At 68.6% G+C, this 23251-nt stretch carries 22 protein-coding genes and 1 tRNA gene; 15 read left to right on the top strand and 8 right to left on the bottom strand.

The genetic code is table 11. The annotated features are described in order from the left end of the window. Positions 1-6: 6 nt before the first annotated feature. Entirely contained in the window at positions 7-1053 is a 1047-nt protein-coding gene (moaA, locus tag QZ647_RS02755) for a GTP 3',8-cyclase MoaA (protein WP_291270710.1), read from the top strand. Next, on the top strand, positions 1050-1625 hold the full coding sequence (locus QZ647_RS02750; protein ID WP_291270709.1) for an NTP transferase domain-containing protein: 576 nt from the start codon (positions 1050-1052) through the stop codon (positions 1623-1625). The genes moaA and QZ647_RS02750 overlap by 4 nt, the downstream gene beginning before the upstream one ends. 20 nt (positions 1626-1645) lie before the next feature. On the opposite strand, the gene QZ647_RS02745 is transcribed toward QZ647_RS02750, so the two are convergent. Further along, positions 1646-2023 (bottom strand): (2Fe-2S) ferredoxin domain-containing protein, encoded by a 378-nt coding sequence (locus QZ647_RS02745; RefSeq protein ID WP_286353865.1) that lies wholly within the window; start codon positions 2021-2023, stop codon positions 1646-1648. 285 nt (positions 2024-2308) lie between these two features. Here QZ647_RS02745 and QZ647_RS02740 point away from each other — a divergent pair, with 285 nt between their 5' ends. The 10 genes from QZ647_RS02740 to QZ647_RS02695 all read left to right on the top strand — a co-directional run bounded on the left by QZ647_RS02740 (position 2309) and on the right by QZ647_RS02695 (position 12119). Continuing rightward, positions 2309-2629, top strand: coding sequence for a cytochrome c (locus tag QZ647_RS02740; RefSeq protein WP_291270708.1), 321 nt, complete (start codon positions 2309-2311; stop codon positions 2627-2629). A gap of 42 nt (positions 2630-2671) precedes the next feature. Continuing rightward, on the top strand, positions 2672-4402 hold the full coding sequence (locus tag QZ647_RS02735; protein WP_291270707.1) for a DUF3373 family protein: 1731 nt from the start codon (positions 2672-2674) through the stop codon (positions 4400-4402). Between the two features lie 66 nt (positions 4403-4468). Then, positions 4469-6658, top strand: a complete 2190-nt coding sequence (locus tag QZ647_RS02730; RefSeq protein ID WP_291270706.1) for a molybdopterin-dependent oxidoreductase — start codon at positions 4469-4471, stop codon at positions 6656-6658. A gap of 12 nt (positions 6659-6670) precedes the next feature. Next, positions 6671-7222, top strand: coding sequence for a 4Fe-4S dicluster domain-containing protein (locus tag QZ647_RS02725; protein ID WP_291270705.1), 552 nt, complete (start codon positions 6671-6673; stop codon positions 7220-7222). 9 nt (positions 7223-7231) lie between these two features. Next, complete coding sequence (nrfD, locus tag QZ647_RS02720; RefSeq protein WP_291270704.1) at positions 7232-8212, top strand: NrfD/PsrC family molybdoenzyme membrane anchor subunit; 981 nt, start codon at positions 7232-7234, stop codon at positions 8210-8212. 10 nt (positions 8213-8222) lie between these two features. Beyond that, positions 8223-8810, top strand: a complete 588-nt coding sequence (locus tag QZ647_RS02715; RefSeq protein ID WP_291270703.1) for a molecular chaperone TorD family protein — start codon at positions 8223-8225, stop codon at positions 8808-8810. 47 nt (positions 8811-8857) lie between these two features. Next, entirely contained in the window at positions 8858-10237 is a 1380-nt protein-coding gene (locus QZ647_RS02710) for a sigma-54 dependent transcriptional regulator (RefSeq protein WP_291270702.1), read from the top strand. Between the two features lie 11 nt (positions 10238-10248). Beyond that, the gene (locus QZ647_RS02705) at positions 10249-10650 is read left to right on the top strand and encodes a helix-turn-helix domain-containing protein (protein WP_291270701.1); all 402 of its coding nucleotides are present in this window, start codon (positions 10249-10251) and stop codon (positions 10648-10650) included. A gap of 35 nt (positions 10651-10685) precedes the next feature. After that, positions 10686-10762, top strand: a tRNA-Pro gene (locus tag QZ647_RS02700). 466 nt (positions 10763-11228) lie between these two features. Further along, entirely contained in the window at positions 11229-12119 is an 891-nt protein-coding gene (locus tag QZ647_RS02695; protein WP_291270700.1) for a response regulator, read from the top strand. A gap of 43 nt (positions 12120-12162) precedes the next feature. On the opposite strand, the gene QZ647_RS02690 is transcribed toward QZ647_RS02695, so the two are convergent. The 5 genes from QZ647_RS02690 to QZ647_RS02670 all read right to left on the bottom strand — a co-directional run bounded on the left by QZ647_RS02690 (position 12163) and on the right by QZ647_RS02670 (position 17534). Then, entirely contained in the window at positions 12163-12552 is a 390-nt protein-coding gene (locus QZ647_RS02690; RefSeq protein WP_291270699.1) for an Hpt domain-containing protein, read from the bottom strand. Positions 12553-12617: 65 nt separating this feature from the next. Continuing rightward, positions 12618-13340 (bottom strand): protein-L-isoaspartate(D-aspartate) O-methyltransferase, encoded by a 723-nt coding sequence (locus QZ647_RS02685; protein WP_291270698.1) that lies wholly within the window; start codon positions 13338-13340, stop codon positions 12618-12620. A gap of 80 nt (positions 13341-13420) precedes the next feature. Beyond that, a complete protein-coding gene (locus QZ647_RS02680) occupies positions 13421-15784 on the bottom strand; it encodes a VIT and VWA domain-containing protein (protein ID WP_291270697.1) in 2364 nt (787 codons plus the stop codon). Positions 15785-15855: 71 nt separating this feature from the next. Continuing rightward, a complete protein-coding gene (locus QZ647_RS02675) occupies positions 15856-16947 on the bottom strand; it encodes a hypothetical protein (protein ID WP_291270696.1) in 1092 nt (363 codons plus the stop codon). Next, positions 16944-17534 (bottom strand): RNA polymerase sigma factor, encoded by a 591-nt coding sequence (locus tag QZ647_RS02670; protein ID WP_291270695.1) that lies wholly within the window; start codon positions 17532-17534, stop codon positions 16944-16946. The genes QZ647_RS02675 and QZ647_RS02670 overlap by 4 nt, the downstream gene beginning before the upstream one ends. 54 nt (positions 17535-17588) lie before the next feature. Between QZ647_RS02670 and surE the strand changes: the two genes are divergently transcribed. Genes surE through QZ647_RS02655 form a run of 3 tightly spaced genes read left to right on the top strand, consistent with a single transcriptional unit; the run spans position 17589 to position 19140 of the window. After that, entirely contained in the window at positions 17589-18338 is a 750-nt protein-coding gene (gene surE / locus QZ647_RS02665) for a 5'/3'-nucleotidase SurE (protein ID WP_291270694.1), read from the top strand. A 2-nt stretch (positions 18339-18340) separates the two neighbouring features. After that, a complete protein-coding gene (locus tag QZ647_RS02660) occupies positions 18341-18613 on the top strand; it encodes an acylphosphatase (protein ID WP_291270693.1) in 273 nt (90 codons plus the stop codon). 2 nt (positions 18614-18615) lie between these two features. Further along, positions 18616-19140: an adenine phosphoribosyltransferase gene (locus tag QZ647_RS02655; protein WP_291270692.1), complete on the top strand. Its 525-nt coding sequence runs from the start codon at positions 18616-18618 to the stop codon at positions 19138-19140. Here QZ647_RS02655 and QZ647_RS02650 read toward each other — a convergent pair. Both QZ647_RS02650 and QZ647_RS02645 read right to left on the bottom strand, forming a co-directional pair. Next, positions 19121-20068, bottom strand: coding sequence for an NAD-dependent epimerase/dehydratase family protein (locus QZ647_RS02650; RefSeq protein ID WP_291270691.1), 948 nt, complete (start codon positions 20066-20068; stop codon positions 19121-19123). The two genes, QZ647_RS02655 and QZ647_RS02650, sit on opposite strands and share 20 nt — an antisense overlap. Positions 20069-20323: 255 nt before the next feature. Continuing rightward, positions 20324-23164, bottom strand: a complete 2841-nt coding sequence (locus QZ647_RS02645) for a DNA/RNA non-specific endonuclease (RefSeq protein ID WP_291270690.1) — start codon at positions 23162-23164, stop codon at positions 20324-20326. Between the last annotated feature and the right edge of the window lie 87 nt (positions 23165-23251).

The following is a 23251-nucleotide window of genomic DNA, read 5'->3' as shown; positions in this document are numbered from 1 at the left end:
GCGCCCGTGCTTCCCTCCTTCCCCTTGCCGCCGACCAGCCAGCCCCCCCGCATGCTCCGGCTCAAGGACGGTCTCAAGGATGGTCTGGACCGGGGCATCACCTACCTGCGCGTGTCGGTGACGGAGCAGTGCAACCTGGCCTGCGTCTATTGCAAGCCGCGGACCGGCGCCCTCGAGCGCGCCGAACCCCCGGCCATGAGCCGCAATGAAGTGGTGCAATTGGTGAAGGTCTTCACCCGCCTGGGCATTCGCAAGGTCCGGCTGACCGGCGGCGAGCCCCTGATGCGCCGCGACCTGGAGACCCTCGTGGCGGGCATCAGCCCCGAGGTCGAAGGCCGCGTGCACCTCACCACCAACGGCATCCACCTGGCCCGCCGGGCCCGGGGCCTGCGCGACGCCGGACTCTGCGGCGTGAATGTGAGCCTGGATGCGGCCGAGCGCGGTGCCTTCGAGCGGCTCACGGGGAAAGATGGCCTCGCCAAGGTGCTCGCGGGCCTTGAAGCTGCGCGAGCCGCCGGTCTCAAGGCCAAGCTGAACGCCGTGGTGCTGCGGGGCTGGAACGACGATCAGATCCTCCCCCTGGCGCGTCTCGCCCAGACCGAGGGGATCCAGGTCCGCTTCATCGAGTTCATGCCCTACCAGGGCAATGGCTGGGGCAAGGACCAGTTCATGCCCGCCGACGAGATCCTCCGCACGGTCCAGGAAGGCCTGGGCACCGCGCTGGAGGAGGAGCCCGTCGTGGGCCTGGAGGAAGGCCCCGCGCGGATCTTCCGCCTGACCGGGAGCGAAGGCAAGGTGGGCGTCATCTCCACCCTCAGCGCCGATTTCTGCGACCGCTGCAACCGGGTGCGTCTCACCAGCCGCGGGGAGTTGAAGGCCTGCCTCTTCGGGAATAGGCCGGTGGGTCTGCTGGAGCCCTTGCGAAACCACGCCTCCCACGAGGAACTCGCCCACCTCATCCGCCAGGCCCTCACCGAGAAGCTGGACTGCCACCCCATGCGCCGCGGACAAACGCCCGAGTTCGCCGGAGGCATGTGGCAGGTCGGCGGATGACCTCCGGGGAGGCGGGCCTGCTGCTCCTGAGCGGGGGGCGCAGCCGCCGCATGGGCGCCGCGAAGCACGCGCTGACGCACCCGGATGGCGGCAGCTGGGGAGGGTACCTGGTGCGGGTCTTCGAGTCCGTGTTCCCAGGGGCGCCGATCCGGGTGCTCGGTGCCCTCCTGCCCGATCGACCCGACCTGCCGGTCTTTGACGATCCGCGCCAGGGCCCGGCCGCGGCTCTGCGGACCTGGGCTTTGACCGAGGCCGCCTCACCCCGGCGGTGGTGGGTGGTGGCCTGCGACCAGGTGCGCTGGACCCCGGCCCGGCTCGAGGCCTGGGCGCAGCGGGCCGAAAGCGCGGATCCCGAGGCCGCCCGCTGGGTGCTGGCGCAGCACGGGGGCCACCTCCAGCCCCTCGGCGGGTGGCTCCCGGACCGTTTCAGGCCCCGCCTCGCCGCGGCCCCGCACCGATCCCTCGTGGCCCTGGCAGAAGCCCTTCCCCATCTCCTCCTGCCCTGCGACGGGCCCGAGTGGATCGATGTGGACACCCCGGAAGAACGGCGCGAGTTCGAGGCGGGAAGCTAATCCGACCGCCAGCCCGGCCGCTAACCCAGGCGCTTGCGCACCAGCCGCTCCACCGGCACGCCGCCCTTCAGGTGGCTTTCGATGATCTCGGGCACATCCGCGGGGGTGACATGGGCGTACCAGATGCCGTCGGGATACACGAGCACGGCGGGTCCGATGGCGCAGAAGCCCACGGAGCCGCAGTGGAGGCACTGCACCTCGCCTTCCCGGTTGCCCTTGTAGAACAGCAGCCCCTCATCGATCAGGTGGGCCTTGAAGGCTTCCAGCACCGCCTCGGAGCCGTTGGCGGAACAGCTCTTGGAGGTGCACACCAGCACCTGCCGCTTCAGCGCCGGGCCCATCACAGGGGTCACGGCGGCATCCTGCTCGGGCGTGGGGAGGGAACGGGATTCATCCATGGGGCCAACCTCGGATCCCCACGATAGCAGCCCTGCCTCCGACCGACAGGAAGGCTCCAGATCCATGCCAACTGAGGGTTTAGAATCAAATTACTTAGTGGTTATTTAATTAATAGTGATCATAGTCACGAACGACTTGACCTCGTTATCCACCCGATCATCCTCAATGGCAAGATCCTTCCGCGCCCCTCCTCCGAGGCGCCGCGGAATCCCGGAACCCAGCGTCCTCCCGCCCTGGGATGGCGTCGCCCTGCCCCCAACTCTCCCCCAGAAAGGATGTGCTCCATGCGGAACACCCTGAAGCTCCTCGCCGTGGTCGCGGCGCTATCGGCCTCGCTGGCCGCCCAGGGCGGCAGCGACACCAAGGGCAAGTTCTTCTTCAAGAAGAGCTGCAAGTCCTGCCACGCCCCGGGCGGCAGCGCCAAGGAGATCACGCCCCTCTCCAAGACCCAGGCCCAGTGGAAGGCCTATTTCGCAGCAGGCAAGCACAAGAAGGGCGCGGAGAAGCTCGACGGCCTGCTGAAGCCCGAGCAGGTCAAGGATGTCCAGACCTTCCTCGTGAACCACGCCTCCGACTCCCCGCAGCCCGAAACCTGCGGCGGCTGAGCCGCTTGTGCGTTCTGCCCTGAACCCTTCCCCGGAGCTTCCATGAAACCCTCCCGCATCATGCTCGCCCTGGTCGCCATGCTGGCGCCCGCGGCCCTGAGCGCCCAGTCCAACGAGGACCTGCAGAAGCAGATCGAGCAGCTCAAGACGCAGCTGAAGGCCATCGAGGAGAAGGCCGCCGCCGCGCAGGAAGTCGATGCCCGTCTGGTCAAGGTCGAGACCAAGGTCGCCGGCGACAACATCCAGTGGGGCGGCGATCTCCGCACCCGCTTCGAGTCCAGCGAGTGGCACTTCAAGCCCTACCAGCAGTTCATGGGCTTCGCCCAGAGCGCCGGCTATCCCGGCCCTCTGCCTCCGGGCTACGCGTACCCCTTCGTGCCCCTCACGCAGAACTCCCCCGCCCAGGACTGGACCAACTCCGTCCAGTGGTCCACCCGCCTGCGCCTCAAGCTGGGCATCACCATCAACGAGCACGCCAAGATCATGGGCCGCCTGACGATGTACAAGGTCCATGGCGGCGCGGATGTCCCCACCTTCAACGGCTCGCCCAACACCGTCCAGAACTCGTTCAACAGCGCCAAGGTGCCGGGTACGGATGTGCTCCGCGTCGAGCGCGCCAGCCTCGTCTATGACTTCCCGGTGGGCGTCCTCTCCATCGGCCGCCAGAACACCTCGGACGGGCCGCCGTTTGAAGTGAAGGACGGCGTGGAGCGCCAGGCCACCCCGCAGGCCCTGGCCGTGAACGCCATGGTGGATGGCATCGGCTTCAAGTTCCACCTCGACAAGCTCGGCCTGCCCGAAGGAACGCTGCTGGGCCTCTGCTACGGCGTGGGCTACGAGTCCGGCTTCGGCGGCGGCGGCAATGTGAAGGCCAGCGCGGCCCCCGTGGGCTTCAACTTCACCAATGTGAACTGGACGCCCCAGGGTCCCAATGCCTCGGCCGCCACGCTGCAGGTCGCCAGCATCGGCCCCCTCAAGGACAGCACCGTGCTGGGCGCCATGTACGACATGCCCTTGCTCTTCCAGATCGGCGATACGGTCAGCAGCACGAACCTCTACATCGGCTACAACCGCATGGGCAACCTCACGGACATCCCCTTCGGCAGCACCAACAACTTCCCCGTGCCTGCCATGCCCGGCATGGGCGGCATGCCCGCGATCCAATATGTCACCGCCACCAACAACCTGGGCGACATCGACCAGTGGACCGCCACCTGGAAGCACAAGGTCGGCGACAGCTTCACCTACTTCGCCAGCTACGGCCACATCAAGAGCCTGCCCAACGGGAAGATGAGCCAGTACGGCGCCTACTGGACGATGCCCGCGGCCTTCGGCGGCCAGACTCAGCAGCTCGCCGGATTCGGCGGCCTCCTGGGCGACGCCAACAAGAGCCAGACCGCCAGCGCCTACTATGTGGGCATGCGCTGGGATGCCACCGAGAAGCTCGGCTTCGGCGCCGAGTTCAACCACGGGTCCCCGCGCTGGTGGACCTACAGCCCCGCCACCGGGGAAGCCACCGAGAAACTCGGCACCCGCGGCGATGTGTGGGAAGGCTACATCCACTGGCAGTTCGCCAAGAACGCCGCCTTCCGCCTGGGCTTCCTGGACTACAAATACAGCCACGCCTTCAGCGGCTGGCACATCAGCCCCGGGCCTTCCATGCCCGGCCAGAGCTGGGAAGATGCCTACGACCTGAACAAGAACCCGATGCTGCAGTACGGCTTCCCCGCCTCGGTGAAGTCCACCTACGCCTCCATCGAGGTCAAGTTCTAGACACCGCCCCACCGGGCCGGAGGGGCAACCCTCCGGCCCGGCCTTCGTCCTTCCTGGGAGATCCCGATGGGAACCACTCGCATGGACCGCCGCCTGTTCCTGAAGGCCGCCGGCGCCACCGCCGCCGGAGCCGTCACCGCCAGCCAGGCGGGATGCCTCCGGTATTTCAAGAAGGGCCGGACGGCCTCCGACGACCGCCGGGAAGTCCCGACGACCTGTGAGCTGTGCCCCAACAAATGCTCGGCCATCGCCGTGGTCGAGGGGGGCCTCGTCAAGAAGCTGAATCCCAATCCCGAGAACCCGAAGTCCCGCGACATGCTGTGCGCCCGCGGCAATGCGGCCATCAAGCAAGTCTACGATCCCGACCGCCTCAAGCAGCCCATGATCCGCGTGGGGGCCCGGGGTGAAGGCAAGTGGAAGCCCGTGAGCTGGGACGAGGCCTTCGACTTTGCCGCCAAGAAGCTGGCGGAAGCCAAGTCGAAGTACGGTCCCGAAAGCACCCTCTGGTCCTCCACCGAGGGCTTCCAGGAAGTCTTCTTCAAGAACCTGGGCCTGGCCTTCGGCTCGCCCAACCTCGTGCGCCACCCCACCCTCTGCCTGGCCTCGGTGAACCTGGCCTACAGCGCCACCTTCGGCACCGTCCCCAGCTTCGACCTGCTCAACAGCAAGTTCGTCATCATGTCCGGCGCGAACCGCTTCGAGAGCATCATCACGCCCGACACCATGGATCTCATCGGCGGGGTGATGGAGCGCAAGGCCAAGCTGGTCTATCTCGATCCCCGCTTCACCGTCACCGCGGCCAAGGCCGACGAGTGGTACCCCATCAAACCCGGCACCGACCTCGCGTTCATCCTCGCGATGATCCATGTGATCATCAAGGAAAACCGCCACAGCAAGGATTTCGTCGCCGCCTACACCACCGGCTTCGATCAGCTGGCCGAGCATGTGAAGCCGTACACCCCCGAGTGGGCTGAGCAGGAGACCGAGATCCCGGCGAAGGACATCATCCGCATCGCCCGGGAGTTCTCCGATGCCGCGCCCCGCGCCCTCTACTACGCAGGACGCCGCTCCTCGTGGTACCAGAACGACTTCCAGATGCGCCGCGCCCAGGCCATCCTCAACGCCATCATCGGCAACTGGGACCAGCCCGGCGGCATGGTGCCCAACGCCAAGCTGCCCAAGGGCGAGTTCCTATTCATGCCCTGGGACGAGCCCAAGGCGCCCCGTGTCGACGAGATCGAAAAGCACTTCCCCCTGGCCGCCAAGGGCGACGGCGTCTACCTGAAGCTGCGCGAGAATGTGCTCAGTGGGAAGCCTTATCCCATCAAGGCCTGGATGGTCTACAAGCAGGACCCCCTGAACGCCATGCCCGACCAGGCCAAGACGCTGAAGATGATCGAAGGAATGGACTTCATCGGCGTGATCGATGTCCAGATGAGCGACATGGCCTGGTATGCCGATGTGGTGTTCCCCGAGAGCGCCTACCTGGAGCGCACGGATCCGGTGGAGGTGATGCCGGGCATCTGGCCCGCCGTGGTCTACCGCCAACAGGTGGTGAAGCCCATCCACGACACGAAGCCGAATCTCGACATCGTGCAGGGCCTGGCCAAGCGCCTGGGTCTCGGCGACTACTTCGACTACACCATCGAGCAGTGGGTGGAGGCGGAGTTCAGGGATCTGCCCATCCCCATGGCCGCCGAGCACATGAAGAAGCACGGCGTGTGGGCCGCCAGCGGCCAGCCCAGCTACGGCAAGACCCTGACCCCCGATCACCGCTTCGTGACCAAGACCGGGAAGATCGAGCTGTTCTCCGAGCGCCTCCAGGAAGCCGGCCATGACCCGCTGCCCGTCTACGCCGCGCCAGTCCAGCCGCCCGGCGACCGGTTCCGCCTCATCCTCGGCCGTGTGGGCTACTTCACCCACGCCAACCAGTCGAACAATGTCTGGCTGAACGAATTCATGAAGGAGAACGACCTCTGGATCAACCCGAAGCCCGCCGAGCGCCTCGGGATCAAGACCGGATCCACCCTCACGGTCACCAGCAGCGTGGGCAGCGTGAAGCTCAAGGCCCGCGTCACCGAGGAGATCCGCCCCGACTGCGTGTTCATGCTGCACGGCTTCGGCAAGAAATCGAAGATGCAGAGCCTGGTCTACCAGGTGGGCGCCAGCGATGCGGTGATCCTCGAGACCGCTTGGGACAAGGTGTCGGGCAATGCCGCCTTCCACGAAACCTTCGTCAAAGTCGCGAACGCCTGAGGAGGGTGGACCATGGCCATCAAGAAGAAGCGCTACGCCCTCGTCATCGACTCGCGGAAATGCATCAATTGCAAAGCCTGCGCCGTCGCCTGCAAGGCCGAAAACGAGGTTCCGGTCGGGAACTTCCGCAACTGGATCAACGAAGACCGGCAGGGGGAATACCCCAAGCTCCGCATCGACTTCGAGCCGGAGCAGTGCCACCACTGTGAGCATCCCTCCTGCGTGCGGGTCTGCCCCACCGGGGCCTCCTGGCAGCGCAAGGACGGCATCGTGCTGGTCAACGACGACGAGTGCATCGGTTGCCGCTACTGCATGATCGCCTGCCCCTACGACGCCCGCTACTTCCACGAGGCCAGCGGCACGGTCCACAAGTGCACCCTCTGCAGCCATCGGATCGACAAGGGCACCATCCCGGCCTGTGTGGAGACATGCCCCTCCAAGGTGCGCGTCTTCGGCGACCTGGAAGATCCCGCCAGCCGGGTGCACGAGCTGCTCGCCACGCGGCGCTACCGCGTGAAGGAACCCCAGACGGGCAATGGCCCCCAACTCTATTACCTGCTCTAGGAGCTTGATATGCACGAGTTCAACTGGGGTCTCCTCATCGTGGTCTACCTGTTCCTGGGCGGCCTGTCCGCCGGGCTCTTCTTCGCCGCAGGCCTCGCCAACTACCTGGAGGTGGACGGCCAGCCCGCCTACCCCCGCATCGCCCGCATGGGGGCCCTGCTGGCGCCCTGGCCGGTGGCCATCGGCTCGGCCCTGCTCATCCTCGACCTGGGCAACTGGTACCGCTTCTACAAGCTGTTCATGCACTTCCGCTGGGAGAGCCCCATGTCCATCGGCAGCTGGCTTCTCACCCTCTTCACGCTGATCGCGTTCGTCTACGGCTTCGCCTGGCTGCCCGAGGACTGGCGGCAGAAGCTGTTCAGCAAGGTGCCGCCCACCTGGAAGCAGGTCCACCGGCTGAATGTGGATCTCTCAGGCCATCGCAAGACCCTCGCCATGATCGGCTTCCCCTTCGCCATCGGCGTGGGCATCTACACCGGTGTGCTGCTCGGCGCCGTATCCGCACGCCCGTTCTGGAACACCAACCTGGTGGCCCAGATGTTCCTGTTCTCGGCCCTCTCCAGCGGCGCGGCGGCCCTGCTGCTGGCCATGGTGCTCGACCCGAAGAACCCCATCGAGACCCACGAGACCAAGTTCCTCATCACTCTGGACATCGTGTTCATCGTGCTGGAGCTCTTCATCATCCTCCCCTACCTCATCCACGGGACGCTCTCCGTGCTGGCCGTGAAGCAGGCGCTCTGGCTCATTCTGGGTGGCCCGTACACGGTGGTGTTCTGGGTCTTCTTCCTGGGCCTGGGGCTCCTCACGCCCCTGGGCATCGAGGTCTACGAACTGGCTCCCAGCCTGCTCAAAGGGCACGCCTTCCACGGCAGCCGGAACCTCGCCCTGGCCGCCTCGGGGCTCGTGCTCTTCGGCGGCTTCCTCCTGCGCTACCTCTTCGTCTACGCTGGCCAGGTGAGCAGCTTCCACAAGATGGGGATGCTGCACTGAAGGAGCCCCCATGTCGCTCGCCCTCTTGGCAGACCTCGCCCAGATCCTCGCCGAGGCCTTCCTGGAGCCCGAGGCGGACCTGAAGGAAGCCCTGGAAGACCTGTTGAACCGGGACCCTGGCCCCTCTCTCGCAGGCCCCTTGCAGCAGATGTCGCAGCACACGCTTTCGTCCCAGGAACAGCCCGTGGAATATGCGCGGCTCTTCCTCCATGCCAAGGATGCGGACACGGTCCACCTCTTCGAATCCGTCCAGGCCCGGGGGCACCTCATGGCCCCCGAGGTGCTCGGCCCCCTCCAGGCCCTCTACGACGAGGCCGACATCAGCCTCCAGGAGGATCTCACCATCCCCCCGGACCACCTGGGCCTGGAGTTCGCCTGCCTGAGCTTCCTCCTGGGGCAGGTGATCGAGGGGGACCTGGCGGAACGCGACCCGTTCGTGGCGCTGGCCCAGCGTCTCATACGGGTCCACCTGCGTCCCTTCGTGCAGGCCGTGGCAGACCAGCTGCCCCAGGTGGCCGCCCACCCCTACTATCTGGCCGCGGGGGAACTGGCGGCCGCCCTACTGCCCGAAACCGAGAGGGCATTGGGAGAAATCTAGGCAACCTGCTGCTGGACAAAGGCTTGGCCCGCGTCCAGCATGGAATCATGCGCGCCCCCATCACCATCCTCCTGGTGGATGACGAGCCGGGAATCCGGCGGTCCCTGGGCGAAGCCCTGAAGGACGAGGGCTATCAGGTGGTGAAGGCCGAACGCGGCGAACAGGCCATCGACCTGCTGCACAACCCCGACGGTGAGGGCATCCAGTTCATGCTGCTGGATGTGTGGCTGCCGGGTCAGGATGGCCTGGAGACGCTGAAGCAGGCCAAGCAGATCCGCCCCGACCTGCCCGTGGTGATGATCTCGGGCCACGCCAGCATCGACACGGCCCTGCAGGCCACCAAGCTGGGCGCCTTCGACTTCCTCGAAAAACCCATCGACCTGGACCGCCTGCTCCTGGTGACCGGCAACGCCCTCCGCCAATCCCAACTGGAGCGGGAGAACCAGCGCCTGCTCGCCGAGGTGGAAAGCGGCCGTTTCTTCCTGGCAGACAGTCCCGCCATGAAGCGCCTCATGGCCGATGTGGCGCTGGTGGCGCCCACCGAGGGCCGCGTGCTCCTCACGGGCGAGAACGGCAGCGGCAAGGAGGAGGTGGCCCGCCTGCTGCACCTGCAGAGCCCACGCAAGGACGCCCCCTTCATCGAAGTGAACTGTGCGGCCATTCCCGAAGAGCTCATCGAGAGCGAGCTGTTCGGCCATCAGAAGGGCGCCTTCACCGGCGCCGTACGCGACCAGAAGGGCAAGTTCCGCGAGGCGGACGGCGGCACCCTCTTCCTCGACGAAATCGGCGACATGTCCCTGAAGACCCAGGCCAAGGTGCTGCGCGCCCTCCAGGAGGGCCGGGTGGAACCGGTGGGCGGGGGCGGCGCCGTGGGCGTGGATGTGCGGGTCATCGCCGCCACCAACAAGGACCTGCCCGGGGAGATCTCCCGGGGGCGCTTCCGCGAGGACCTCTACTTCCGCCTCGCCGTGGTGCCCCTGCGCATCCCGGCCCTGCGCGAACGCCCCGAGGACATCCTGCCCCTGGCCGAGGCCTTCATCAGCCGCATCGGCCGCCAGTACGGCCGGCCCCCCAAGCACTTGGGCCCCGAAGCCAAGGACACCCTGCTGCGCCACGACTGGCCCGGCAATGTGCGCGAATTGAAGAACCTCATGGAGCGCGCCGTCATCCTGGGCCGCGGCAACGAGATCGGCCCCCGGGACCTGGGCCCTCTCGCCGCTCGCCATCTCGCGGAGCAGGACCCCTTCTCCTTCCCCGAATTCCCCAGCCTGAAAGAGGCCCGCGACTGGTTCGAGGCCCAATACCTCCAGCGGGAGATGCGCCTCCAGAACGGCAACATGACCCGCGTGGCTGAGCGCGTCGGCGTGGACCGCTCCAACCTCTACAAGCGCCTCAAGGCCCTGGGCATCGAGCCCAGGGAGAGCTAGGCGGTGCCGCGATGACGGACAAGAAGTGGTTCAAGATCGGCGAAGCGGCTTCCCTGATCGGCGTCGGCCCCAAGGACCTGCGCTACTGGGAGGAGGTCATCCCCGACATCAAGCCCCGGCGCAGCAAGGGCAACCTCCGCTACTACCATGTCGACGAGCTGCCGCGCCTGAAGCGCATCAAGGCCTGGCTGGCCGAGGGCCTCACCGTGGCCGACTGCGCCGAGCTGCTGGCCCACGGCCACCTGGTGCAGCGCCTGGACCTGGGCCTCGAAGCCGACGAGCTGCCCGCCGCCCCCGTCCAGAAGCCCAAGGCCGCCTTTCCCAGGCTCCTCCGCACCAGCTCCGACCTGCAGCCCATCCTCAAGTCCGTGAAGGCCCTGTACGAACGCCTGTCCGCGCCACCGAAGAGTTGACCTGCCCCTCAGATGCGTCTACAGTCAATAGTTCACGGCGCGTGGCGCAGCCTGGTAGCGCACTACCTTGGGGTGGTAGGGGTCGGAGGTTCGAATCCTCTCGCGCCGACCAAAACACACCAAAGGGGCCCTCGGAAGAGGGCCCTTTTGGTGTGCTACCCCTTCGCCCGAAGGGATTCGAACCTCCGAGTGGGATCGTGGAGGCGTGCCTTGATGGCACGCCGGAGCGAGACCGGCGGCTGGCATAGCCAGACGCAGTTCGAATCCCCGCCCCGAGGAGTCGGCGCCAAATACGGAGCACCATCCACCTCCGGGTGGGATCGTGGAGGCGTGCCTTGATGGCACGCCGGAGCGAGACCGGCGGCTGGCGCAGCCAGATGCCGGTCGAATCCCGCCCGGGGGTCGGCGCCGAATACCGCCTCGTTCCCTTTTCCGCCCCCCCGTTTACCCCGGCCCAGGCGACAAAAGCCGACCGAAAGAGCGCCAATTGTCACCCGGGGCGGGGATGAATCCGAGAAGGAGGGGATGAAAGCCGGATCTTCTGTGTTTTCATGAACCCTCCTCATCAGGACACCCCTATGGAAGCCACCCGCGTACTGGTCGTCGAAGACGAGCCGATCAACCTCGAGGCCCTCGTCGAGAACCTCCAATTCGAAGGCTACGAAACGACCGGCGTATCGAGCGGCGCGGAGGCCTGGCGGGCCATCTCCGAGCATCCCGATGAGTTCGATGTGATCCTCCTCGACCGGGTGATGCCGGACATGGACGGCATCGAGATCCTGCGGCGGCTCAAGGCCCGGTCCACCCCCATCCGCGCCTCGGTCATCATGCAGACCGCGCTCTCCAGCGACCGGGACATCGTGGAGGGGCTGCGGGCCGGGGCCTACTACTACTTGACCAAGCCCTTCACTGCCCAGGCCCTGCTGGCCATCGTCGGCGCCGCGGCCCGGGATCGCCGGGGCTACCGGAAGCTCCAGCTGGACGCCCAGCAGGCCACCCGGGCCCTGGCCTGCATGGCCACCGCCCAGTTCACCTTCCAGACCCCGGAGCAGGCCTGGGACCTCGCCACCGTGATTGCCAAGGCCACCCCGAATCCGGAGCGGGCCGTCGGCGGGCTCTCCGAGCTGATGCTCAACGCCATCGAACACGGCAACCTCGGCATCACCTACGCCGGGAAGTCCCGCCTCCTTGCCGAGGACCGCTGGAAGGAGGAGATCGCCCACCGGCTCGCGCTGCCCGAGCATGTGGGGAAGCAGGCCACCATCTCGTTTGAGCGGGTGGACGGGGAGATCCGGTTCCGCATCCGCGACGAGGGCCCGGGGTTCGAGTGGCGGGACTACCTGGAACTGAGCCCGGAGCGCGCCTTCCACCTCCATGGCCGGGGGATCGCCATGTCCAGGCAGGTCTGGTTCGATCGCCTGGATTACCTGGGCACCGGCAACGAAGTCGTGGCGGTGATCCGCCTCTAATCCGGCTCCGGCGTACGGGGGTCCCTGCGTTCGAGCGTCCGAGCTATTCCGGCGCGGGAAGGGCCCGGATCGCAGCGCAGACCCGGTCATTCTCCCCTTCGAAGGCGGCCAGCAGGCCCTCGATCTCACCGGAGGGCCCCTCCGGGCGGAGCGCCGCCTCGAGCGCTCCGGCGAGGGCCTGGATCGAGGTCAACCCCAGGAATCCGGCGGCCCCCTTCAGGGAGTGGGCCAGCCTCCGCGTGGCCTCGGGCTCCCCGACAGCAAGGCCCTCTCTCAGAACCTGGATGTCGCCCCCGTGCAGCTGCTCGTACTTGCGGATCAGGCGCGCCAGGCTCTCCACCCGGCCGCCCACTGTCATCAGTCCGACTTCGACCTCCAGACCGGGGATGTTTTCGAGGAGCCGTCTCAGCTGATCTGCGGCATCCACCTGCATTGCGCCCTCCCCGGTCGACTCTGATCAAACCACAATCGGATGCTCCCCAGGCCGCCGAAAGCGCCTCAGGAGGGTGCCCCGGGCACCATCGGCACGAACCGGACGGGCAGCACGGCCTGGGTTTCGAGCCCGGCGGGCCGCTTGCGCAGCAGGTAGAGTTCCTGGGCCCCGAGCGCCCGGCCCACCGGGATGATCATCCGGCCGCCCACCTTGAGCTGGTCCACCAGGGTCTGGGGCACCTGGTCGGGCGCGCAGGTCACGATGATGGCGTCGAACGGTGCCGCCTCGGGCCAGCCGAGGTAGCCGTCTCCAGCCCGGACCTTCACATTCCCATAGCCCAGTCGCTGGAGGTCGGCCTCGGCGCGGCGGGCCAGAGGGACCACGATCTCGAGCGTGAAGACCTCCGCCACCAGACCTGACAGCACCGCCGCCTGGTAGCCCGATCCCGTGCCGATCTCCAACACGCGGTCTCCGGGCTTCGGAGCCAGCGCCGCCGTCATGAAGGCCACGATGTAGGGCTGGGAGATGGTCTGGCCATGGCCGATGGGCAGGGGCCAGTCCTCGTAGGCCTCGCTCCGCTGACCGGCGGGCACGAACTCATGCCGGGGCACCCGCGCCATGGCGGCCAGCACCCGCGCGTCCGTGACGCCGCGCGCGGCGATCTGGTCGCGCACCATGCGCACCCGGGCCTCGGCGAAGGCCGTCTCCGCCGGGACGGCCGGCCGGGCGGGTTCCGGATCGCAACCCCCGAAGGTGAGCATCAAGAGCACCCCCAGCTGCCTTCGCATGGTCCGAAGGTACCCCCTTCGGGGCCGTACGCCAGCGCGCCCCCCTGGAGGCCAGGGGGGCGCGGGTAGACAGGTGTTGATCAGGGATTCAGGCTGAGGCTGAGTTCCAGGCTCCCCGCCAGGCCCCCGGTCCAGCTCCGCAGGCGCCAGGCCAGAATCAGGGCCTTGGCTTTCGCGGCCCCGGGGAAGGCCTGGTCGAAGGTCACGGAGACCACCTGTCCGGCGTGGTCCACCTTCACGGCCAGCTCGGTGCCGGCCGGAAGGCCCGCCAGGGCGGCCACCAGGGCCGGGTCCTGCAGCCGGGCCTCCAGCTCGCCCCGCAGGCTCCTGGGATCCGAAGTCCCCGTGAAGCCCGAGAAGGCCAGGATGCGAAGACGGGGAGCGGCCTGTTTCACCTCCCGCCGGGCCCGGTCCTGGGCCAGGACTTCCACCACCGCGGAGGCCGGGGAAGCCAGCTTCATCATGGGCGCGGGCGCGTAGGCCACCGCCTGGGCCTGCAGGCCCCCCACGGCGGCGTCGGACACGCCTTCGGGCAGCGGCAGGGGCTGGGTGACCGTGGTGGAGGGTCCACCTGCGTTCCGGATCACCGTATCCACGGCCACGAAGGAGGTGTGGGCCGTGAGCAGGTGGTAGGCGAGGCCCAGGCGGGTAACCTCCGCCTTGCGGCCTTCGTCCTGGCCGAACTGGTCGTAGTCCGACAACATCTGGATGCGCTGGCGGGCCCAGAGCTGGCGCAGGGCGCTGTGCTCGCGGCCCTTCACCTTGCCCACCTCGAAGGTCTGGCTCCAGGGCCCGGCGCCGCTCATACCGGACAGCGTGACCGTGCCCTTCGCTTCGCCGGTCCACTTGCCGAGGCAGATCACAGGCCGGTCCGCCAGCACATCGGGCAGCTGCAGGGGCTCGAGGTCCTGGATGTGGAATCCATTCGTGGTGAGCTTCAGGTTGGTGAGCACGGGGGAGGAGACATAGGCCCGGAACCGCTCGGCCTCGGCCGCGGCCTGCTCGGGTCGGGTGATGACGAAGGCCTCGCCCTGCCCCGCGTGGGCCATGCCCTCGATGAGGTGGCGGTTGACGGAGGTGCCGATGCCGAAGGTGAAGAGGTTGGCCGAGCCGAGGTTCTTCCGGATGAGGTCGAACACCTGGCCGTCGGCGCTGATGTAGCCGTCGGTGGACACCACGAAGGTGCGCGAGATGCCCGGCACCCGGGGCAGGCCCAGGGCGCGCCGCAGGGCGCTGCCGAGCTCCGTGCCGCCGCCGCCGTTCTGCGAGCGCACGAAGGCCAGGGCCTGCTGGGCGTTTTCAGGCGTGGCGTGCAGCGATCCCGAGGGCGACCAGAACGCCGAGCTGCCCTCGAAGACCATCACATTGAAGAGGTCCTGGGGCCGCAGGCCCTGGATCATCTCCTTCATGAGCACCTTCGACATCTCGATGGGAAAACCCATCTGGCTGCCGGAGACATCCATGATGAAGACGAACTCGCGGGGCGGGATGTCCTTGGAAGCCACGCGCTTGGGCGGCTGGGCCATGAGCAGGAAAGTGTTCTCCTCCTTCCCCTGATCCAGCAGCAACCCGGATTGCACCGCACCCCCCGCCAACTGGTACTGGACGATGACATCGCGGTTGCCGCCCTGGCTTTCCGAGGGGTCGAGCTTCAGGGTGGCCTCGGTCCGGCCGTCATAGGCGATGGCGGTCTTGTGGGTGCCGCAGACCATCCGCTGGATGGGCAGCCCCGCCGACAGCTTCAGCTCCAGATCGAAGGTGGCCGCCGGCTTCTCGCCGGCATGCGTGTAGGGATTCGCCACCCAGCGTTCGCCCGTGCTTGAATCCGTGCCCCCCTTCCCGGCATAGCGCGGGCCCACCACCGTGGGATAGACGAAGCGGTAGGTGCCGTCCGTGGGGACCAGCAGCTCGGTGTAGGACAACTCCACGCGGATCTCGTCGCCAGGCAGGATGTTCGCCACATTCATCTGAAAGACATTGGGCCGGTGCTGCTCCAGCAGGGAGGTGCTGCGGCCCTGCTGCTTCGCCTGCTCGTAGTCGGCCCGGGCCTGGCCGCGTTCCTTGATCTGGGCCTTGAGCACCCGCTCGCCGATGCGCATGGTCATGCCGTGGACGGCCGAGCGCGTGGAGCCGGGGAAGACATAGACGGCCTCCAGGGGTTTCGTCCCGGTGTTCCGGTAGACCTGGGTCACCGTCACCTCGGCGATGACTCCCGCGATGGCCACCTTGGCGGAGGTGGCCTTCAGCGGCAGCTGATCCACGGCGCCACCCTCGCCCTTCACGAAGAAGTAGGGGGAGAGGGTGGCCTCGGCCGGTTCTCCGCCCTGGGGAGGGCTCTGGCGCACAGAGGAGGGCCGGCTGCGGGCCTGGGCGCCCCCCGGGACGGACACGGTGAGCCCGGCGCAGCAGGCGAGCAGGGTGGTGGTGGACCGGCGCAGCGACATGGGGTTCTCCCGGATGGGCCGCACCGGAATGGCGCGGTTCAGAGGGGAATGCCGCCAGCCGGAACGCCCTTTCAGCGGGGCGCATCTTTTTTCTCGGCCGGATGGATCCGCGCCCGGAAACCCTCGACGGGGCCCGTTTCCGGCAGCTTCGCCGGGTCCGCCACCGGGCCCTTCGTCAGGTACAGGTCGAGGGCATCACCCGGCCCCAGGCGGACCTGGCCGACCCAACGGACCAGGGCCTGGGGTCGGTCCTCGATCACCCGGAGTTTCAGCACCTCGACGCTGGAAGCCGTCCGCCGCAGGACCGCAACTTCCGCCTCCCGCGCGGCCGTGACCAGCACCCGGGTGATTCCGTCGGGCTGGAGCTCCAGGCTCCAGGTCGGCGCCGGGCCGGCCCCCGCGCGCTCGACCGCATTCAGCTCCGCCCGGTCCGAGGCCATGGCCTTCGCCATCGCAGGGGCCCCGGCGGCCTGGCCCAGGACCTCCACCACCGCGGCAGCGGGAGCCGGAGCGGCGGCCGTGGCGACGGGACGGGCCCGCTCGGCCTTTTTGGCCCGATCCTCCCGGGCGGCATCCTCCCTCCCGACGGGGACCTCCGCCGGGGCCACCCGCGAGGCGGGCATTGGGACTGGCGCCAGAGCGGGCGGTGGCGCCGCGACCGGGCGCGGGGAGGCCAGCTCATCGGGTGCGGCCACCGGAGCCACCTTCCGCGCGGGTGCCGCCTGGGATGGCAGCAGGGCCTGGGCCTGAGCCGGGGGCCGAGCTAGGGCCGGTGCCGGAACGGGCCCTTCGACGGCTTTCGCCGGACCGGAGGGGGCGGCCTTCGCCGTGTCCTGCCGCGCTGCCGGGGGTGGGGTCCCCGGACTGCGCAGGTAGGCCAGCCCGGCCGTGGCCGCGACGATCAGGCTGGCCGCGGCGCCGATGAGTCCCGGATGGCGGTAGAAGGGCACGACCTTCGGCGGGGCCCCCGGCGCCAGGGCCGATAGCAGGTGGGCCCTGGCCGCCGGGTCGGCCAGCAGCTCCCGCAGGGCCTCCTCATCGGCCAGCACATCGAAGAGATCCTGGTGCTCGAGGGCCGCCTCGAACAGCGTGCGCCGCTCGGTCTCGGTGAGGGTTCCCATGGCGTAGCCGCCCAGCAGCTTTTCGGCCTCGGCGTGCTTCATGGCGTCCCCCTTCCGCCGGATCCGTCCCAGCTTCCGCCCAGCGATTCGAGCAGCTGTTTCCGGCAGCGGTGGTCCCAGGTGTAGATGGTGTTGAGGCTGCCGGCGCCCATCAGGCCTTGGATCTCCAGGAAGCTGTGCCCCTGCAGCTTGAGGCGGAACAGCTCCCGGCAGCGCTCCCCCATGCGGCCGATGCCGCCCAGGAGCCGGGCCAGCAGCTCCTTGCGCTCCAGGACCGCCGCGGGATCCGGCGCGTCGGAGGCCGGCGGGAAGACCTCCACATCCACGGCGTCGAATTCGCCGCGCCGCGCGGCCTTGCGCCGGGCGGCCGCCAGCTTGAAGCGCAGGATCTGGAAGGCCAGGGGCAGCAGATCCTCCAGGTGCTCCAGATGGCCGTACTTCGTGTGGATCAGCACCAGCACCTCCTGGGCCAGGTCCTCCGCCTGGGAGCCTGCATACCGGGATGCCGCGAAGGCCACGATCCTTTCACGGAGTCGGGCCAGGATCGCCGCCCGGCCGTCGGCGGCGGCCAGGTCCGGCCGCGCGGCCGCCAGGGCGGGGAAGGGATCGAGGGGGAGGTCGGAATCCATGGGAATGGCCCCATCCTCGCATCCTTCTTCCATCCCGGGCGATACACTGATTGCATGTCCGAACGCCTGATCCTGCTTACCAACGATGATGGCCTCTGGGCCCCCGGCCTGTCGGCCCTCGCCCGGGCGGCCTCCCGCTTCGGCCGCGTGGTCACCGTGGCCCCGGACCGCAACCGCTCGGCCATCTCCTCGGCCCTCAGCCTCCACAACATCCTCCGCCTGCATGAGATCGGCCCCGATCGCCACGCCTGCGACGGCACGCCCGTGGACTGCGTCCTGCTGGGCGTCTGCGAGGTGCTCGACCGCAAGCCGGACTGGGTGCTGTCGGGCATCAACCACGGGTTCAACCTGGGGGAGGATGTCTTCTACTCGGGCACCGTGGGCGCGGCCTTCGAGGGCCGCCTCCAGGGCGCGCGCGCCGCGGCCTTCTCCATCCACCCCTCGGGCTCGCTGGAGCAGGTCGAGCCCTGGATCGGGCGCTTCCTCGAGCGCTGGGAGGCCATGGACCTGCCCGGCAACCGCATCTGGAATGTGAACTTCCCGAAGGGCGAGCCCAAGGGTTTCCGCCTCACGAGCCAGGACAGCCGCGCCTACCACGACCTGGTGGAGCGGCGCACCGACCCCCGCAACACACCCTATTTCTGGATCGGCGGCGATGCGGGCCCCACCTACGCCAAGGCCCCCGGCAGCGACGCCGGTGCCGTGTTCGAGGGCTTCGCCAGCGTGACGCCGCTGCGGCTCGACCTCGGCTGCCCGGAAACCCTGGCGCGGCAGGCCGACTTCGATTCGGCGTTCAACGGGTAGCGATGCGGATCGCCTTTCGCGTCCACGGGGCGGTCCAGGGCGTGGGCTACCGCCGCTTCGCCGCCCGGGAGGCCCAGGCCCTGGGTCTGGCGGGCTGGGTGCGCAACGAGGCGGACGGCTCCGTGGCCGGGGAGGCCGAAGGTCCGGAGGCCGCCCTGGCCGCCTTCCGGGCGCGCCTGGCCCAGGGTCCGGCCTTCGCCGCCGTGGGACGGCTGGACTGGGACGGCCTGGATGTGCGATCCTCCCTTCCCCATCCTTTTGAGATCTACAGGTAGCCATGTCCCTCTCAGCCCCCCTTGCCTCCTATGTCCGCGATGTGCCGGATTTTCCGAAAGCGGGGATCCTCTTCCGCGACATCACGCCGCTGCTGTCGAACGCCGAGGCCTTCGGCGAGGCCGTGGCGGCCATGGCCCAGCCCGTGCTCACCCTCCAGCCGACCCATGTGCTCGGCCTGGAATCGCGCGGCTTCATCTTCGGCAGCGCCCTGGCGCAGAAGCTCGGCGTGGGCTTCGTGCCCGCCCGCAAGCCCGGCAAGCTGCCCATGGCCACCCACAAGGAGGGCTACGGCCTGGAGTACGGCACCGATGCCTTGGAGATCCACACGGATGCCTTCGGCCCCGGCGACCGGGTGCTCATCGTGGACGATGTCATGGCCACCGGCGGCACGGCGGCCGCGGCCCAGCGCCTGGTGCAGCGCACCGGCGCCCAGCCCGTGGCCCTCACGGTGTTCATCGAGCTGACCTCCCTGCCCGGCCGCGAGAAGGTCGAGGGGCTGCCGGTCTTCAGCGTCCTGCGGTACTGATCAGCCCCATCTCCCGCAGGCTCTCGCGCACGCCGGTCTCGGGGTCCGCATAGCGCAGGGTCACGCCCAGGTCCTCCACCAGGCGCCGGTTGAGCACCTTCCGGGAAGCCTGGAGGAAAGCCAGCATGCCGGGGCTCAATTCCCTGCGCGCCTCCGCCAGGGTCACCCGGCGCGGCGCGGGGAGCCCCGCCAGACGGGCGACCAGTTCCAGGAAAGCCCCGATGCTGCGGGGGTCCCCATCCGTCACATTGACCGCCCCGGCGACGGGCCGGTCCAGGGCCGCCAGACAGGCCGCCACCAGGTCCTCCACCTGGATCCGGTTGCCGGGCCCTGAATCTTCGGGCCGCAGGACCGGCTCGCCGCTCCGCAGCCGCTCCAAGGGCAGGCGACCCGGCCCGTAGATCCCGGCCACGCGCAGCGCCACACCGCGGACGCCGCGCTCTGCGCCCCAGGCGAAGGCCGCCTGCTCTGCCGCCAGGCGGCGACGGCCGGCCGCATCGCCGGGCGCCGGGGGCGTGGCTTCATCCACGGCCTGGCCCTGCGCATCGCCATAGACCCCGGTGGTGCTCAGGTAGACCAGCACCTTCGGCCGGACTCCGCCCAATCCCGCCAGGAACCGCTGGAACCGGGGATCGCCCTCGCCCTGGCCAGGCGGAGGCGCCAGGTACAGCACGGACTCCAGGTCCCGGGGAGGCTCGAAGGCTCCGGGAGCATCCAGATCCAGGGCCTGCACCTGGAGCCCGCCGGCCGACAGTTCCGGAGTCAACTCGGCGGCCAGCGCAGTGGTCAGCGCGGCGGCGGAAGCCTGCGACCGCACCAGGGCCAGCACCGGACCCCGGCCTGCCAGGCGTCGCGCCAGCCGGGCGCCGGTGTAGCCGCACCCTGCGATGAGGCAGGTGCCCGTCGATGCCGTCTGCCGGTTCTCCATGGGGCCAGCATACCCCGTGGTTTGGGACCCCCGGGCCGCTCCCGGAAGTCGCCCCGTGAGAGGCTATCCCTCGCGTCGCAAGCCTCCGCCGGAGTTCCCGTGTCCCCGCTCGTCAAGATGGTGCTGCTGGCCTGGCTGGTGCTGGGGCCCGTGGGGCTGTGGCTGCGCCGGCGCTCCCGGCACAGAAGCTGATCGGGCATGAATGACGGCGAGCGGGATCCTTTGGATCCCGCTCGCCGATGAAACCCGGGACGGTCAGTAGCCCTGGATCTGGAAGTCGTCCAGATTGAACCGGGTGGTCGTGCCGCCGACCTTCCGGAACTCGAACCGGATGGGTCCCGGCTGGTTCAGGACGAAGACGGCCTGCGACAGCGTCGTCGTGCTGCTCGTGACGGCCGGACCGGCCAGAGTCCAGGTGCTTCCGCCATCCACCGAGTAGTACAGCTCCCAGGTGGAATTGGCGTCCGTTCCGTACTTCGCGTGGTTGACGGACACCGTCTGGGCGCCCTTGGGCCAGTCGAAGGTCATGGTCACGACACCGTTGCGCACCCGGAGGCTCTTGAGGTCGCTCTTCGGGTCGCTGGCGCTGGTGCCGACCAGCGCATCGGCCAGGGTCCAGACGCCGGAGGCGAAGGTCACATTGGCGGCGGCGTAGGCCGTCTTGGTCCCGGCCTCGAAGGTTTCCACCAGGGTGTTCGTGGCCGCGGCCTTGACCGTGAGGAGGAAGGTCCGGGTCGAGGTCGCGCCATCCCCATCCGTGAGGGTGACGGTGACGGTCGCCACGCCCTCCTGACCTGCCGCGGGGGTGAGCCTCAGGGTGACGGCGCCCGAGGCGTTGGCGGACTGGATGCCGCTGGCCGGAAGCAGCGTGGCGTTGTCGGAGGTGGCCGTCACCTTGACGAGGCCGGCCAGGGTGCGGTCGTCGGCCACCGTGAAAGCCACGGTGAGGGCCTGCCCCGTGGTGGCGGCCTGATTTTCCAGCACGGCCGGCATCGTCGTGGGCGCCCCATTGCTGGAGGCCGGCGGAATGACCCGGATCACCCGAGTGAGGGTGTTGCTGGTGCCGAGGTCATCGCTGGCCGTGAAGGTCGCCTGGAAGGAGCCCGCACTCGCGTACTGGTGGGCCGTCGAGAATCCCGTGCTGCTGGGGCTGGCGTCTCCGAAGGTCCAGCTAGCCGCGGCAATGGCCGTGCCCGCCGAGGTGCCGGGCGTGGCCGCACCTTCGAAGGTCACCGTGCTGCCCACCTCGACGGTGGTGTCGTAGCTGGGCTGGATCATGTGGACATTGGGCCCGGTCGCCTGCTCGAAGGGGACCTTCCAGCCGCGCACATCCACGGTGGCCTTCCAGGTGGGGATGTCCAGCTCCGGGGCGACGGCGGCCAGGTTGGGGAAGAAGTTGAGCCCTGTCAGCGACTCGATCCGGGCCACCGAGGTCACATACCCCGTCAGGGTGGCGGCGCTGTTCGTCAGACCCCAGGTGTTGGGCAGCAGCAGGGCGAGCACCTCGGGGTGCCCGGGGGTCTTCTCGTGGACGACGATCTTGTAGCAGGCTTCGGGGATCGCGATGCGGAGCCCGGGCGTGACTTTGGAGTTCCACCAGGCCGGGGTGCCCGGAAACACGGATCCGGTGTAGACCCAGACTCGCCCCTTGAAGGAGGTCAGCCCGTTGGTGGCGCCGCCCTGAGTGCCGCCGATGGCATCTTCCAGCTTCTGCCAGGTCTGCTGGTTGAACTGGGAGATCTGGGGGACGAGGTTGCTCATGATCGTCGCGTCGTCGCCCGCCACCGGGGTGTAGCGGTAGGACACATCGGCCCGGGGCACCTGATGGCCGCGGTCATAGCTGTCGGGGAACCCGGCGCCGCCCGTGTAGATCCCGGTGTAGTCATCCTTGCCCACCTGGGGGGCCTCCAGGCGGCCGTCCGCCTTGTAGTCCGCCGTCGAATTCGGGTACGGGGCCCTCACGGGGAAGTTCACATAGGCCGTCCACACGGGATTCTTCAGGGCCTCGTCATAGCCGAGCCGGAAGGCCCCGTTGGGGAATTGCACGGGATCCACATGGAGAGAAGGCAGCACCGTCAGGGGCCGGCTCGGCACCGGAACGGGGTCGCCGGCGTAGGTGGGTGCGGGGACCGAGGCCAGGGCCTGGACCGGCTCGCTCTCCGTGCCGAGATGGCCTTCGCTCACGGAGACGGAATAGGTGTCCGCATTCAGGGCGAACTCGGTGGAGGGCACGGTGTAGGAAGCCGAAGTCGCCCCGTCCAGGACCGCTCCGTTCTTCTTCCAGGCATAGGCCAGCGATCCCCCGTTGTTCGCCCGGGCCGTCACGGTGAAGGTCACCGCATCGGGGGGCCGGACCGTCTGCGTCTGGGGCTGCACGAGGATGGTCGGAGGGAGGTTCACCTTGAGGATCGCCGCCAGCGAGGTGACCGAGGCGACCGTGCCGTTCAGGAGGCTGGAGACCACGACCTCGTAGCTGCCCGCGTCCGCCGCAGTGACGGCCGCCAGGCTGAAGGTGGCGGCGGTGGCGCCGGGGATCGGAGCGCCATCCTTGCGCCACTGGTAACCCAGGGCCGCGTTCCCTTCGGCCGCCGCGGCCACCGTGAAGGCCACGCCCATCCCCTGGTCGACGGCCTGGGCCGCGGGCTGGAGCGTGATCGTCGGCGGGAGGTTGACCGTCAGGACCGCGGAATCGCTGGTGACGCTGCCGGTGGGATTGCGCACGGTGACCGCATAGGCCCCGGCGTGCCGGGCTTCGGTCGCCGGGATCAGGTAGCTGGGCGCGTCCTGGCCGACCCGCTGCCCGTCCTTCCACCACTGATAATGGAGCCGCCGGGGTTTCCCTTCGGCCACGACCGTGAACTGGGCCGGGTCCCCCATCGCCTTTGTCTGGCTGAGGGGCTGGGAGAGGATCTGGATGTGCGACGGTTTATGGATCTGATTCCCCGGAGCAGATGGGGGAGCCTGGTCGCCCTCGGCCCCTCGTCCGGGGCGTTCGGAGGGGGGGACGGGACGGGCCTCGGCCCAAGGGGAGAAGGCGAGGCCGCCCAGCAGGGCCAGGCAGAGGGCCCGGCGCCCGAGGCGCAAGTGAGTCGTCATGGATTCTCCAGGGTTGGTTTTCAGGCAACTGGAGCCATGCTCAGGCGTGCCGATCACACCCTGGTGTCGGCCCTGTAACTTCTTGCC

The sequence above is a fragment of the Geothrix sp. genome (genome assembly GCF_020622065.1).
Taxonomy (GTDB): domain Bacteria; phylum Acidobacteriota; class Holophagae; order Holophagales; family Holophagaceae; genus Geothrix.
Note: the sequence above shows the minus strand (reverse complement) of the source record. Positions and strands in the feature narration are given on the sequence as shown.

What these genes read in the sequence shown, in the direction of transcription:
- nrfD (WP_291270704.1), top strand. Translation starts at nt 7,232, where the DNA reads ATGCACGAGTTCAACTGGGGTCTCCTCATCGTGGTCTACCTGTTCCTG.
- QZ647_RS02655 (WP_291270692.1), top strand. Translation starts at nt 18,616, where the DNA reads ATGTCCCTCTCAGCCCCCCTTGCCTCCTATGTCCGCGATGTGCCGGAT.
- QZ647_RS02685 (WP_291270698.1), bottom strand. Translation starts at nt 13,340, where the DNA reads ATGCGAAGGCAGCTGGGGGTGCTCTTGATGCTCACCTTCGGGGGTTGC.
- QZ647_RS02725 (WP_291270705.1), top strand. Translation starts at nt 6,671, where the DNA reads ATGGCCATCAAGAAGAAGCGCTACGCCCTCGTCATCGACTCGCGGAAA.
- surE (WP_291270694.1), top strand. Translation starts at nt 17,589, where the DNA reads ATGTCCGAACGCCTGATCCTGCTTACCAACGATGATGGCCTCTGGGCC.
- QZ647_RS02660 (WP_291270693.1), top strand. Translation starts at nt 18,341, where the DNA reads ATGCGGATCGCCTTTCGCGTCCACGGGGCGGTCCAGGGCGTGGGCTAC.
- QZ647_RS02750 (WP_291270709.1), top strand. Translation starts at nt 1,050, where the DNA reads ATGACCTCCGGGGAGGCGGGCCTGCTGCTCCTGAGCGGGGGGCGCAGC.
- QZ647_RS02745 (WP_286353865.1), bottom strand. Translation starts at nt 2,023, where the DNA reads ATGGATGAATCCCGTTCCCTCCCCACGCCCGAGCAGGATGCCGCCGTG.
- QZ647_RS02730 (WP_291270706.1), top strand. Translation starts at nt 4,469, where the DNA reads ATGGGAACCACTCGCATGGACCGCCGCCTGTTCCTGAAGGCCGCCGGC.
- QZ647_RS02695 (WP_291270700.1), top strand. Translation starts at nt 11,229, where the DNA reads ATGGAAGCCACCCGCGTACTGGTCGTCGAAGACGAGCCGATCAACCTC.
- QZ647_RS02735 (WP_291270707.1), top strand. Translation starts at nt 2,672, where the DNA reads ATGAAACCCTCCCGCATCATGCTCGCCCTGGTCGCCATGCTGGCGCCC.
- QZ647_RS02740 (WP_291270708.1), top strand. Translation starts at nt 2,309, where the DNA reads ATGCGGAACACCCTGAAGCTCCTCGCCGTGGTCGCGGCGCTATCGGCC.
- QZ647_RS02650 (WP_291270691.1), bottom strand. Translation starts at nt 20,068, where the DNA reads ATGGAGAACCGGCAGACGGCATCGACGGGCACCTGCCTCATCGCAGGG.
- QZ647_RS02670 (WP_291270695.1), bottom strand. Translation starts at nt 17,534, where the DNA reads ATGGATTCCGACCTCCCCCTCGATCCCTTCCCCGCCCTGGCGGCCGCG.
- QZ647_RS02715 (WP_291270703.1), top strand. Translation starts at nt 8,223, where the DNA reads ATGTCGCTCGCCCTCTTGGCAGACCTCGCCCAGATCCTCGCCGAGGCC.
- QZ647_RS02680 (WP_291270697.1), bottom strand. Translation starts at nt 15,784, where the DNA reads ATGTCGCTGCGCCGGTCCACCACCACCCTGCTCGCCTGCTGCGCCGGG.
- QZ647_RS02645 (WP_291270690.1), bottom strand. Translation starts at nt 23,164, where the DNA reads ATGACGACTCACTTGCGCCTCGGGCGCCGGGCCCTCTGCCTGGCCCTG.
- QZ647_RS02690 (WP_291270699.1), bottom strand. Translation starts at nt 12,552, where the DNA reads ATGCAGGTGGATGCCGCAGATCAGCTGAGACGGCTCCTCGAAAACATC.
- QZ647_RS02675 (WP_291270696.1), bottom strand. Translation starts at nt 16,947, where the DNA reads ATGAAGCACGCCGAGGCCGAAAAGCTGCTGGGCGGCTACGCCATGGGA.
- QZ647_RS02705 (WP_291270701.1), top strand. Translation starts at nt 10,249, where the DNA reads ATGACGGACAAGAAGTGGTTCAAGATCGGCGAAGCGGCTTCCCTGATC.
- QZ647_RS02710 (WP_291270702.1), top strand. Translation starts at nt 8,858, where the DNA reads ATGCGCGCCCCCATCACCATCCTCCTGGTGGATGACGAGCCGGGAATC.